This window comes from Streptomyces sp. RKND-216, assembly GCF_004795255.1.
Lineage (GTDB): Bacteria > Actinomycetota > Actinomycetes > Streptomycetales > Streptomycetaceae > Streptomyces > Streptomyces hazeniae.
The window spans coordinates 1,830,665-1,842,581 of the sequence record NZ_SSBQ01000002.1 but is presented as its reverse complement, the minus strand read 5'-3'; the positions used below and the strand labels follow the sequence as shown (position 1 = coordinate 1,842,581).

Here is an 11,917-nt window from a genome sequence, read left to right as displayed (position 1 = left end):
CGACCAGGTCGTGGCGGGCACGGTCGCGTCCCGTGCCGGTCAGCCCATGCCGAGGGTCCGCTTCAGGAACGCCACCTGGAAAAGCAGCAGGTTCTCGGCGACCTGTTCCTGCGGGGTCATGTGGGTGACGCCGGACAGCGGCAGGACCTCGTGCGGGCGTCCGGCGGCCAGCAGGGCCGAGGACAGCCGCAGCGTGTGGGCGGCGACCACGTTGTCGTCCGCGAGGCCGTGGACGAGCAGCAGCGGGCGGTGCGGCCCGGTCGCCTCGACCAGACCGTCGTCGGCCACCGCGGAGTTGTGCAGGTAGACCTCCGGGTCGTCCTGCGGCGTGCCGTAGTACCGCTCGATGTAGTGGGCCTCGTAGAGCCGCTGGTCGGTGACCGGGGCGCCGGCGACAGCGGTGTGGAAGACGTCGGGGCGGCGCAGTACCGCCATGGCCGCGAGCCAGCCGCCGAACGACCAGCCGCGGATACCCACCCGGCTCAGGTCCAGCAGCGACGGGCGGGCCTCCGCCAGCGCGTGCAGGGCGTCGATCTGGTCCTCCAGCACGACGTCCACGACCTGCCGGGAGATCGCCTTCTCCCATGCGGGGGAGTGGCCGGGGGTGCCGCGGCCGTCGGCGACGACCACGGCGAATCCCTGGTCGGCGAACCACTGCGAGGTCAGGTACGCGTTCCGGGCCGAGGTGACCCGCTGGCCGTGCGGGCCGCCGTACGGGTCGAGCAGGACGGGCAGCGGCCCGTCGCCGTCCCGGTGGCCGGTGGGCAGCAGCAGCGCGGTCGGGATCTCCCGCTTGCCGACGTGCGCCAGCAGCGGGGCGGCCGTGAGCACCGGCTCCTCGGCGAGCGAGGGGACCGTGCCCCGCTCCTCGAGGGCGCCGTCCTCCCGCAGCCGGAGCACGTGCACCCGGTTGCCGTGGCGGTCGAGGGCGGCCGAGGTGAGGACGACGGTGTCGCCGCCGCGGACCGCCGAGGCGACGTGTGGGCCGGTGTCCACCGCCAGCCGCCTTACGCCCTCGCCGTCGCCGTCGAACGGGATGCGGTGGACGCCGATGTCCCCCGGGTCGGAACGCCCGGTGTCGCCCGCCGCGGAGGCTGCGACCAGGACGTCGTGCTCACCGATGTCCAGGACGGTGCGGACGTGCAGGGTGGCCGGGGAGAGCGGCACCTCGCCCGCGAACAGACGCCGCGCGCCGTCGGCGTCGGCGATGCGCAGCAGCCGTCCGCACGGCGTCCAGGCGGGGCATCCGGCGAAGAGTTCCAGCCATGTCGGGTCCTCCTCCGCGTACAGCTGTGAGGTGGCGCCGGAGGCGGTGTCGACGGACAGGTAGAGCTGACTGCGCTGGTCACGGGCCTGCACCAGGATCACCGGCGGCCCGCAGGCCGACCAGTGCACGCGAGCGAGATAGGGGTAGCGCTCGTGGTCCCAGCGCACTTCGGTGCGCGGCCCGCCGTCGGTGCCGACGAGCCACAGCCCCACCTCGGCGTGCGCCGTCCCGGCCGTCGGGTAGGCCAGCTCCGCGGACGGCTCGTGCGGGTTCGCCGGGTCGGCGATCCACCAGCGCCCCACGGGCGCGTCGTCGGCCCGCGCCACCAGCAGGCGGTCGCTGCCCGGCGACCACCAGAACCCCCGGTAGCGGTGCATCGACTCGGCCGCCGCATACTCCGCCAGCCCGTAGGTCACGGTCTTTGACTCGGGTGTGGCCACCGCACGGTCCTCGCCCCCGTCCACCGGGGCGATGCGCAGCACGCCGCCGGTCACGTACGCGACCAGACGTCCGTCCGGGGAGGGCCGCGGGTCGATCACCGGGCCGGGTGCGGGCAGTTCCCGCGCCGTGCCCGCCCGCAGCTCGGCCGTGAAGAGGCGCCCGGAGAGGGCGAACGCCGCCAGTTCCACCGCGGCGTCCGTGGCGTACGCGACCACGCCGGAGGACGTTTCCCGGCTCCGTTCGCGCCGCGCCCGCTCCTCGGGCGACACTTCCTCGCCGGCGCCGCCGAGCAGCACCGCCGGGTCGGCCGCGGCGTACTCCCAGCCGTCCGGCTCGCGTACCCACAGCACGTGCGCACGGTCGGTTCCGCCCCGGCTGCGGAGGAACACGACGCGTGTGCCGTCCGGGGCGACGGTGAAGGCCCGGGGCACCCCGAGGGTGAACCGGGCCGTACGGGCGTGCTGCCGGGGAAAGGTCGTAGGCATACGGCGAGCCTATGCGCCACCCCTAGGGGGAGCGCTGGCCGAAATCGCATATGCGCCCCTGTCTTGCACCCGTGCGACGAGCCGTGCCGCCCCGGTCGATAGTTATGATCCTTTGCGCATGACCGGTGCCGGGTATGTAGCCCGTGCATCCGCAACCGACGCACGCGACTTGGGAGGTGAACCGCCGTGGCACTCTCGATTTCGGCGGTGGTGCTGCTGGCGATCATCGTGGTTCTGCTCGTCAAGAAATCCGGCCTCAAGGCCGGGCACGCGGTGGTCTGCATGCTGCTGGGCTTCTACCTCTCCAGCTCGTCCATCGCGCCGACCATCGAGCAGGTCACCTCGAACGTCGCCGGGATGCTCGGGGACATCAGCTTCTGACGCCGTCCGTGCTCCCCGGACGTCTCCTCTCCCGGGGCGGGAGCGCCGACGACGGGCGCCGGGTCGTAGGCTCGGGGGCATGACCGATGCTCCCGAGCGCCGTCTGCTGCTGGTGCACGCCCACCCGGACGACGAGTCGATCAACAACGGCGCGACCATGGCCCGGTACGCCGCCGAAGGCGCCCGCGTCACCCTGGTGACGTGCACCCTCGGCGAGGAGGGCGAGGTGATCCCGCCGGAGCTGGCCCACCTCGCTCCGGACCGGGACGACACCCTGGGCGCGTACCGCATCGGTGAACTCGCCGCCGCCATGCGGGAACTGGGCGTCCGGGACCACCGGTTCCTCGGTGGTGAGGGCCGCTACCGGGACTCCGGGATGATGGGCCTGGCCACCAACGACCGGCCCGGATGCTTCTGGCAGGCCCCGCTCGACGAGGCCGCCGGCCACCTGGTCGCGGTGCTCCGCGAGGTGCGGCCGCAGGTGCTCGTGACCTACGACCCGAACGGCGGCTACGGCCACCCCGACCACATCAAGGCGCACCGCGTCGCCACCCGCGGCGCCGAACTCGCCGCCCACGAGGACTTCCGCCCCGACCTGGGGCCGCCGCACACCGTGGCCAGGGTCTACTGGAACTGTGTCGCACGCGGCGCCGTGGAGGCGGGCTTCGCCCGGCTGCGGGAACAGGGCCGCGAGATGCCGTTCCCCGGCATCGCCACCCCCGACGACGTGCCGGGGGTGGTCGACGACGGCCAGGTCGCGGTCGTCGTCGAGGGCGGCGAGCGCTACATGGCGGCGAAGAACGCGGCCATGCGCGCACACGCCACGCAGATCGCCGTGGACGGCCCGTTCTTCGCCCTGTCGAACGACCTCGGGCAGCCCCTGTTCGGCACCGAGCACTACCGGCTCGCCGACCGTCCCGCGCCCGAAGGCGCGCCGTGGGACGACCTGTTCGCCGGTCTGGAGGTCGCATGAGTACCGGGGGGGCCGGCGCGACCGGCCACCCAGGTGAGGGAGCGCTGACCCGTCCCGGTCCGGTCCGGTGGGCGGCGTACGCCTTCCTGTTCGTGCTGGGCGCGCTGGTCGGCACGGCGGGAGCGCTGGTACAGGACGGCTGGTCCCCGGGCGGGCTGCTGCTCGCCCTGGCGGGCGCGGCGGGCGCGTTCGGCGGCGGCGCCAAGCTGACGCGTACGAAGGTCGGCGCCATGGTGCCCGCCGCGGGCTGGCTGGTCGCCGTGATGCTGCTGACCTCCTCGCGCGCGGAGGGCGATTTTCTGTTCGGCACCGGATTCAGCTCATATGCCTATTTGTTCGGCGGGATGCTCGTCGCGCTGTTGTGTGCCACCATCTCGCTGCCTGCGCCTCCCCGCCGGCCGATGGAACGTCGCGGCGCGCGGCAGAGCTGACGCTGCGCCGGATGTGCCGATTCGGTGGGCACGGGCCTGGCGCCGGACGTCCCCAGTAAGGTGGGGCGCGCCGGCGAGCCGCGGGCGTCGACTGCGGTCGACGCCGGGAAGGGCGGCGCATCCAACCGGGAGAACCTGCATTGAGCCGTGAAACTGACAGTTCGTCCTCCGGGCCCCACGGGCGCGGCGGCCCTCCGTACGGGCCGGGCTCCGAGCCCTACGGCGCGCCGTCCCGGCCGTCCGACGCGCCGGAGGCCGGCGGCGACGCACCGGCCCCCGCGGACGAACCGAAGACCGAGACGACGCTGACGACCCGTATCCGCATCAACATCCCGGGGTCGCGCCCGATCCCGCCGGTCGTGATGCGCAAGACGGTCGGCGAGGGTGGCGACGCCGGGGCCGCCGGAGGCGAGGCCCCCGACAGCGATCCGTCACACCGGACGGGCCCCGGCTCGCGTGCCGCGTCCGGATCCACGGGTGGTTCCGGTTCCGGGCCGGTCTCGACGCCGGGCGGGGCGGCTGCGTCTGGTGCCGCCTCGGGCACGGGTGCAGGAAGTGCTTCCGGTCGGGGTGCCGACCCCGGTTCCGGTTCTGGTGCCGGCGAGGCACCCCGCGGTACGAGTGACTGGTTCGCGCCGCGCAAGCCGCCGCGTCCGGCGCCGGACCCCGAGCCGCCGGTCGCGGAGCGCCCCGGAGCGGAGGACGGCCGCACGGCGACCCCGCCCGACGGCTTCCCCACGGTGGCCGGTCTCGGCGGGACTCGCGGCTCGGGCGGGGCACAGGACGGCGCGCTGTCCGACTTCCTCGACCGGCCGCCCTCCGGGTTCGATCCCGGCGCGCCGGCAGGCCCGCCGTCCGGCCGCACCACCGGCCCGCAGACCGGCGACATGCCCGTACGGCCGATCCCGGACGGCTCCTCGCCCGGCCCGACCCCGGGCTCCGTGGGCGACCCCGGCGCGTTGGGCCGCCCCAAGGGCCCGGACGTGGGCCCGCCCGGCACCGGCGCGCCCGGCACTGGCACCGGCTCCGGGTTCGGACAGGGCTCCACCTCCGCGCTCTACTCGCAGGGGCCGACCCCGCCGGCGCCGCCCCGCCCGCGTGGGGATGACCGGATCACCGGCGACACCCTCGTCAGCGGCATCCCCCGGGTGCCCTCCGTCGACAGCGTGTTCCCACCCGATGCGCCGGGCCCCCGCCCGGTGGACCACGGACTCTTCGACGACGACCGGGACGACCGGGACGACCGGCGCGACGGCGACCCCGACGTCGCCCCGGACCGCGGTGACCGCGGTGACCGGGACGGTGACGGGGGCCGCCGCAAGGGGCGTTCGAAGCTGGTGCTCGCCGGCGTCAGCCTGGTCGGCGTCGTCGCGATCGCCTACGGCGCGGGCCTGCTGCTGGACCACGCCGATGTGCCCAACGGCACCACCGTGCTGGGCGTGGACATCGGCGGCCAGACCCGGCAGGATGCGACGAACACACTGGACGCCGCCCTCAAGAGCCGAATGACGGACCCGATCCCGCTGGTCGTCGACGGCCGTGAGGAGAAGGTCGAGCCCGAGACCTTGGGCCTGACCATCGACACCGACGAGACCGTGCGAGCGGCGGCCGGCCGTGACTACAACCCGGTCTCGGTGATCGGCTCGCTGTTCGGCGGAACCCGGGTGGTGGACGCGCACGTCAAGGTCGACGACGAGAAGCTGACATCCGCCGTCGGGCGTCTGCACGGCAACGGCGGGAAGGACGGCCGGGTCGTCTTCACCGGTGGCAAACCCGCGGCCGTACCGGGCAAACCGTACGAGGCCGTCGAGGTCGGCAAGGCGGCGACGCTGGTCGAGGACGCCTACCGCGAGCGTGCCGCGACCGGACGCTCCGCACCGGTGACGCTGCCCGTCAGCACCCAGCAGCCGAAGATCGGCGAGCAGGAACTCCAGGCCGCCGTCGAAGGCTTCGGCAAGGACGCCATGTCGGGCTGGGTCTGGCTGCGCGCCGGCGACGTCGAGGTGCCGTTCAGCCAGCAGACCATCGGCACCTTCCTCGTCATGGAGGCCCCCTCGGGCGGGACGCTGCAGCCGGTGATCGACCTTGAGAAACTGGAGGCCACCTACGGATCCGCCTTCGACGGTGTGGTGATCGACGGGGGTGCCGGCACCGTGCCGATGCAACCGAAGCACGCCGCGTCCGCCATGGTCGACGCGCTGCGTGAACCGGCACCGCCGACCCCGCAGAAGCGCGTGGCCGAGGTGACCGGCGCGCGCAGCCAGTGAGCAGGAGCCGCTGAGCCGCTGCCGGCGAGCAGGCGCGGACGGGTCTACGCGGGTGCGGGCGCCGCCGGTCCGGGGCCCTCAGATCCCGGACCGGCGGCGCCGCAGCACGTACACCCCGAGGCCGACGGTGAGCGACAGCATCGCACCCCCGGCGGCGACCACCGCGGTGTCCACCTCGTCGCGGCCTCCGCCCAGGCCCGCGTGCGCACCGCCGCGCGGCTTGTGTTCGACGAACACGCTGGTGGTGAAGTCCTTGCCGTCGGGGCAACTGCCGTTGACGCCCCAGGACTTCCCGTGGCTGCCGGCGCCCGGGTCGTAGGAGTCGCCGGAACCCGGGGTGCCCTTACCGGTGGCGCCTTCGGACCCGTAGCCGTCCGAGCCGTATCCCTCGGAACCCGGGGCCTCGGAGCCGTGCTGGTACGAACCCCCCGCGTCGAAGGCACCCTCGGCCCCGGAGGTGTCCTCGGCGCCGTACTCGTACGATCCGGAGGACTCGAAGGAGCCCGGGGACTCCTCACGCCCCGACGAGCCGTCATTGCCCTCGGAACCGTCCCGACCGGAGAACGCGTGCGAGCCCGCGATGCGTGCCCGGCCCTGGTAGGTCGGTTTGCCGTAGTCACCGCCGCGGGGCAGCAGCCGCAGCTTGGCCTCGCCCTCCGCGAACGCCTGCGAGTACGCGGTGAGGTACGCGACCTGCTCGTCGTGCTTCCCGCACGTCACCGTGATCGTCACGGTGCCGCCCGGGTGCACCCGGCGCGGGCTGACCTCGGCCAGGGGTTCGGCCGCGACCGCCGCGGAGGGGGTCAGGGTGGTCAGGCAGACCGAGCCGGCGAAGGCGGCGGCGACCAGTCGGGCGCGACGCATGCTGTTCTCCACATCCCGGGCGCAGCCGCAGCACCGGCGTCTGCGTAAGCCGTCACATACGCACCGTTACCGTGACGTTACGGGTGCCCTCAGGGGGTCGCAATGCGGGCGGGACCGTCGGAGCGACGTTCCATGCGTGCCGTCAGTTCAGCCGTGCACGCGCCTCCCGTGCCTCCCGCCGTACGGCATCCGCGCTCTGCGGCTCGACCTCACCGGCCACGTCCGCGTACGCCTCCAACTCGCGTGCCCCGGCCCGGAAGTCGCCGCGCTCCACCAGTAGCCGCGCCCGCTCCAGCCGCAGCCGCAGCGGGCGGTGGGGGAGCAGCAGCGACAGGTCCAGCGCCCACAGCTGCACGGCCGACTGCTCCGGGCGGGCGGCCGCCCAGGCCCGGATGTTGTTCAGCACGCGCAGCACGACGTCCAGCGGTCCCGCCGGGCGGAGCATCCCGGGCGTCACCGGCGCGGGAGATCCCGTGGCCCGCGCGACGATCTCCGCGACGTCGTGGTCGCCGAGCAGGGCGCCCCCCGCGTACGGGTCGGCCAGCACGTGGTCGCCCAGCGGGTCGCCGAAGCCCACCACGAAGTGGCCGGGCAGGCCGACGCCGTAGACCGGGGCGCCGGCGCGCCGCGCGACCTCGGTCCACACGACGGAGAGCAGGATGGGCAGGCCGCGCCGCCGGTGGAGGACCGCCTGCAGCAGGGAGGAGTCCAGCCGCCGGTAGTCGCCCGGGGTGCCGTGAAAGCCCTCGCGTGCGCCGAGCAGTTCGCGCAGCGCCTCGGCCCACGCACGCGGGTCGGCCTCGCCCGTCGCCCCGGCGCCGGCCGCTCCGCGGGGGGAGCCCGCACCACCCCTGCCGCGCAGGCGGGCGGGGAGGAGCCCGGCGAGCCGGTCCAGTTCGATCTGGGCCTCGTCGACGGCCGCCCCGCCGTGCTCCGGTCGGTCGGGCTGCGCCGCGCCGTGCTCCGGTCCGGCCGCCTCGGCGCCGATCAGCAGGCAGAGCAGGGCGAGGTCCGGGCGTTCGTCCGCCGCCGCGGCCCGGAACCGTTCGCGGTTCGCCGCGCGCCGGGGGTCGTCGGCGCCCGTCATGGCGTGCTCCCCTGCGGGGCGCGGCGGTAGTGGTAGGCGTGGTGGTCGGCGAAGCCCAGCCGGTCGTAGAGCGCCAGCGCCGCCGCGTTGCCGGTCTCGACCTGAAGGTAGGCGGCGGAGGCGCCCTCCCGCAGGGCCCGGCGCGCCAGTTCGGCCATCACGACCGTGGCCAGTCCCTGCCGGCGGTGCGAGGGGGCCACCTCGACGGCGGCGAAGCCCGCCCAGCGGCCCGCCACCACGCAGCGGCCGATCGCCACCGGACCGGCGTCCGAGTCCCCCACGCCCGTGTCGGGGCACCCGCCCGGCACGGTGGCGAACCAGACCGACGGCCCGCCGCACAGCACGCGTACGGCCGCGTCCCCCGCGGCGCCCTCCGCCCGGCGGTAGGCGCCCAGCCACGCGTCGCCGGGCGTCCGGTGCAGCCGCACCCGCGGGTCGGGGGCCCGGTCGGCGAGCGGCGCGAGAGCGCCGGTGCGCAGCACGGCATGCCGTTCCGCCGTCCAGCCGCGCTCGTCCAGCGCCCGGGCGAGCACGCGGTCGTCGTCCACGTCGCCCGTGGTCACCTGGATCTTCGCGGGCAGTGCGCGGGCGTCGTACCAGCGCGTCACTCGTTCGAGTGCCGCGTCGAGTCCGGTGCCCGGGTCCCCCATGGGAAGGACCGAGTTGGCGCGGCTGGTGAATCCGTGCGCGGCGCGCAGCGTCCACTCCCCGAGGCGTTCCGTCTCCAGGGCCGGCCAGCACCGGGCGGCGACCCGCTGGAGTTCGTGCGCCCCCGCCGCGGGGACGCCGCGCCGTCGCGCCGGGGCGTCGGGCACCGTCTTGGCGGCCACCACGTCGTCCTCCGGCAGGGCGACGATCCGGCCGTTCCGTCGTGTGATCTCCAGCACACCGGACGTCCACGATGTGAGCACGCCGACGGTGTCGGTGAACCGCGCGCCGGGTACCCGGTCACCGGTCAAACTGCGCACCGATACCCGTTTCCCCACGTCATCCGGGGTGATACGGACTTCCAGGCGTCCGCCGCCAGTGAATTCCACAGCTCTACCCGCCCCTCCTGTTCGTCTCGTGGCCGGGAACGGAGATACTAGGTGTGGGCATCGACGACGCCGCGCTCCCGCGCGCCCTGCGGCGGAGCCGTACCACGGGCCGCCAGCCCTATCGAGGAGGAACGACAGCGTGACCTACGTCATCGCGGAGCCTTGTGTCGACCTGAAGGACAAGGCCTGCATCGAGGAGTGCCCCGTCGACTGCATCTACGAGGGCCAGCGGTCCTTGTACATCCATCCGGACGAATGCGTCGACTGCGGGGCCTGCGAGCCGGTCTGCCCGGTCGAGGCGATCTTCTACGAGGACGACACTCCCGAGGAGTGGAAGGACTACTACAAGGCGAACGTCGAGTTCTTCGACGAGCTCGGTTCGCCCGGTGGCGCCTCGAAGCTCGGCCTCATTGAGCGGGACCACCCCGTCATCGCCGCGCTGCCCCCGCAGAGCCACGACGAGTGACTCCGCCGGGGTGCGCGCCCAGGGGTGTGCGGTGACGTCCCGTTCGCGGCCCGCCGGCCGCACGGCGCTCCGCACAGGAGAACCGGACACCCCCGGGGCCGGCCACCGGCACGGTCCCCGCGCCCCGAGCAGAACCCGGTCCCGTACGGTCCAGCCGTACGGGACCGGGGCGTTTCCAGCCGCCGTCCGGCGTCCCGTCGGACGGCCGTACCGTCAGCCCACCGCCTGGAAGTGAGCAGCCGAACCGTGTCCTCCGAGACCGCCCCCGCCTCCCTCTCCGCCGGGGCCCCCGCGCCGTCGCCCATGTCGGAGCGGCTCCCCGTCTTCCCGTGGGACCGGCTGGAGCCGTACAAGGCGACCGCCTCCGCGTATCCCGACGGCATCGTGGACCTCTCGGTGGGCACTCCCGTCGACCCGGTTCCGGCGCTCGTGCGGCAGGCACTCGTCGACGCCGCCGACAGCCCCGGCTACCCCACCGTGTGGGGCACCCCCGCCTACCGCGAGGGCATTGTCGGCTGGTGCGAACGTCGCCTTGGCGCCCGCGGACTCACCGACCGGAACGTGCTGCCCGTCGTGGGTTCCAAGGAACTCGTCGCCTGGCTCCCCACCCAGCTCGGACTGGGCCCCGGCGACCGCGTCGCCCATCCGCGCCTGGCCTACCCCACGTACGAGGTCGGTGCCCGCCTGTCCGGCGCCGAACCCGTGGTGCACGATGACCGGCCAGGTGACCTGGACCCGCGCGGGATGCGCCTGCTGTGGCTCAACTCGCCGTCCAACCCCACCGGGAAGGTGCTGTCCGCCGCGGAGCTGCGCGCCGCCGTGGAGTGGGCGCGCGCGCACGAGGTGCTGCTGGTCAGCGACGAGTGCTACCTGGAGCTGGGCTGGGAGGCCGAAGCCGTCTCGGTGCTGCACCCGGACGTGTGCGGCGGAACGTACGAGGGCATCGTCGCCGTCCACTCGCTCTCCAAGCGGTCCAACATGGCCGGCTACCGTGCGGCGTTCCTGGCCGGCGACGCCGACGTGCTGGGCGAGCTGCTGGCGATCCGCAAGCACGGCGGCATGATGACGCCCGCTCCCGTGCAGGCCGCGGCCGCGGCGGCGCTGGAGGACGACGCGCACGTGGCCGAGCAGCGCGGACGGTACGCGGCCCGGCGTACGGCGCTGCGCGAAGCCCTGACCGCGGCGGGCTTCCGCATCGAGCACAGCGAGGCGTCCCTCTACCTGTGGGCGACGCGGGACGAGCCGTGCTGGGACACGGTCGGCGCGCTGGCCGAGCGCGGCGTTCTGGTGGCGCCGGGCGACTTCTACGGGGCGGCGGGCGAGCGCTTCGTGCGGGTGGCCTTCACCGCCACCGACGAGCGGGTACGGGCCGCGGTGGCCCGGCTCGGCGGCTGAACCGGTGCGCGGGCTGAGTCCCCGCGACGGCTGACGGCGAGCGGCCCCGGACCTGAGCACAGGTCCGGGGCCGCTCGCCGTCGGGGCGCGGCGGATCAGCCGATGGGCAGGCCGCCGCTGATGGGCAGGCCGCCGCCGAGCGGCAGGCCGCCACCGGTCAGGCTGTCGGTGGGCAGGCCGCCACCGGACAGCAGGTCGCCGGTCAGACCGCCTGCCAGCGCGTCGCCCGACAGGGCGTCCCCGGAGAGGGCGTCGCCGGTGAGGCCCTGCGTCGGCAGGCTGCCGTTCTGCAGGTCCTTCATCGGCAGCACGTCGTGCGCGGTCCGCTGCACGGTCTGGCCGAGCTCGCCGTTCGCGGTCTCCGTCGTGTCCGCCACGACCCCCTCGGCGAGCGGGGTCACGCTCTCGCCGGCGTCGCTCACCAGGCGGCCGGTGGGCATGCCGCCTTCCAGTGCGTCGCCGCCCACCTCACCGGCCAGGTCGGCGGCGGTGCCGGCGGTGGAACCCGCGGTCTCGGTGACACCCGCGGTGTCCAGATTGCTCAGCCCGCCCAGGTCGGTGGCCTGCTGCAGGTCGATGGCGCTCGCGGACCCGGCCGCGCCGACGACCGAAGCGGCACCGGCTGCCGTGAGAAGGGCGGCCCGAGCGATCCGGCGCGTGAGGGGGAGGGACATGATGCTCCTTTGACGGAGAAGATGCTGCTTCTTCACATACGGTCGGGACGGGCGTGGTGCCCGGCCGGACGCAGTGCCTATCGCGCCGGAAGGGCCGAAGGTTGCGGCCGGACCAGGTAAAGGATTGGTAACGCGTCGCACTATCCGTA

Annotated in this window: 11 protein-coding genes; 6 read left to right on the top strand and 5 right to left on the bottom strand. The window is 74.4% G+C overall.

Annotated features, from left to right (window positions below):
- Positions 1 to 39: 39 nt before the first annotated feature.
- The gene (locus E4198_RS07910) at positions 40 to 2,193 is read right to left on the bottom strand and encodes a prolyl oligopeptidase family serine peptidase (protein WP_136182545.1); all 2,154 of its coding nucleotides are present in this window, start codon (positions 2,191 to 2,193) and stop codon (positions 40 to 42) included.
- Between the two features lie 186 nt (positions 2,194 to 2,379).
- Between E4198_RS07910 and E4198_RS07905 the strand changes: the two genes are divergently transcribed.
- From E4198_RS07905 to E4198_RS07890, 4 genes are all read left to right on the top strand, one after another.
- The gene (locus tag E4198_RS07905; protein ID WP_023527854.1) at positions 2,380 to 2,574 is read left to right on the top strand and encodes a hypothetical protein; all 195 of its coding nucleotides are present in this window, start codon (positions 2,380 to 2,382) and stop codon (positions 2,572 to 2,574) included.
- A gap of 79 nt (positions 2,575 to 2,653) precedes the next feature.
- Entirely contained in the window at positions 2,654 to 3,547 is an 894-nt protein-coding gene (gene mshB, locus E4198_RS07900; RefSeq protein WP_136182544.1) for an N-acetyl-1-D-myo-inositol-2-amino-2-deoxy-alpha-D-glucopyranoside deacetylase, read from the top strand.
- A complete protein-coding gene (locus E4198_RS07895) occupies positions 3,544 to 3,978 on the top strand; it encodes a DUF6113 family protein (RefSeq protein ID WP_168711395.1) in 435 nt (144 codons plus the stop codon). The genes mshB and E4198_RS07895 overlap by 4 nt, the downstream gene beginning before the upstream one ends.
- A gap of 140 nt (positions 3,979 to 4,118) precedes the next feature.
- A complete protein-coding gene (locus tag E4198_RS07890; protein ID WP_136182543.1) occupies positions 4,119 to 6,245 on the top strand; it encodes a hypothetical protein in 2,127 nt (708 codons plus the stop codon).
- A 78-nt stretch (positions 6,246 to 6,323) separates the two neighbouring features.
- On the opposite strand, the gene E4198_RS07885 is transcribed toward E4198_RS07890, so the two are convergent.
- From E4198_RS07885 to E4198_RS07875, 3 genes are all read right to left on the bottom strand, one after another.
- Complete coding sequence (locus tag E4198_RS07885; protein ID WP_136182542.1) at positions 6,324 to 7,109, bottom strand: hypothetical protein; 786 nt, start codon at positions 7,107 to 7,109, stop codon at positions 6,324 to 6,326.
- A 142-nt stretch (positions 7,110 to 7,251) separates the two neighbouring features.
- Complete coding sequence (locus tag E4198_RS07880; protein WP_136182541.1) at positions 7,252 to 8,196, bottom strand: transglutaminase-like domain-containing protein; 945 nt, start codon at positions 8,194 to 8,196, stop codon at positions 7,252 to 7,254.
- Positions 8,193 to 9,233: a GNAT family N-acetyltransferase gene (locus E4198_RS07875; RefSeq protein WP_136182540.1), complete on the bottom strand. Its 1,041-nt coding sequence runs from the start codon at positions 9,231 to 9,233 to the stop codon at positions 8,193 to 8,195. Before E4198_RS07875 ends, E4198_RS07880 begins: the two co-directional genes overlap by 4 nt.
- Positions 9,234 to 9,372: 139 nt before the next feature.
- Between E4198_RS07875 and fdxA the strand changes: the two genes are divergently transcribed.
- Positions 9,373 to 9,699 (top strand): ferredoxin, encoded by a 327-nt coding sequence (fdxA, locus tag E4198_RS07870; protein WP_027764481.1) that lies wholly within the window; start codon positions 9,373 to 9,375, stop codon positions 9,697 to 9,699.
- Positions 9,700 to 10,002: 303 nt separating this feature from the next.
- Entirely contained in the window at positions 10,003 to 11,094 is a 1,092-nt protein-coding gene (gene dapC / locus E4198_RS07865) for a succinyldiaminopimelate transaminase (protein WP_136185247.1), read from the top strand.
- Between the two features lie 95 nt (positions 11,095 to 11,189).
- On the opposite strand, the gene E4198_RS07860 is transcribed toward dapC, so the two are convergent.
- Complete coding sequence (locus tag E4198_RS07860) at positions 11,190 to 11,768, bottom strand: ATP-binding protein (RefSeq protein ID WP_136182539.1); 579 nt, start codon at positions 11,766 to 11,768, stop codon at positions 11,190 to 11,192.
- Positions 11,769 to 11,917 lie beyond the last annotated feature (149 nt).

Bases quoted from the DNA above. Each gene is read 5' to 3' on its own strand.
- E4198_RS07910 (WP_136182545.1), bottom strand. From the start codon at position 2,193: ATGCCTACGACCTTTCCCCGGCAGCACGCCCGTACGGCCCGGTTCACC.
- E4198_RS07895 (WP_168711395.1), top strand. From the start codon at position 3,544: ATGAGTACCGGGGGGGCCGGCGCGACCGGCCACCCAGGTGAGGGAGCG.
- E4198_RS07880 (WP_136182541.1), bottom strand. From the start codon at position 8,196: ATGACGGGCGCCGACGACCCCCGGCGCGCGGCGAACCGCGAACGGTTC.
- mshB (WP_136182544.1), top strand. From the start codon at position 2,654: ATGACCGATGCTCCCGAGCGCCGTCTGCTGCTGGTGCACGCCCACCCG.
- E4198_RS07860 (WP_136182539.1), bottom strand. From the start codon at position 11,768: ATGTCCCTCCCCCTCACGCGCCGGATCGCTCGGGCCGCCCTTCTCACG.
- dapC (WP_136185247.1), top strand. From the start codon at position 10,003: ATGTCGGAGCGGCTCCCCGTCTTCCCGTGGGACCGGCTGGAGCCGTAC.
- E4198_RS07885 (WP_136182542.1), bottom strand. From the start codon at position 7,109: ATGCGTCGCGCCCGACTGGTCGCCGCCGCCTTCGCCGGCTCGGTCTGC.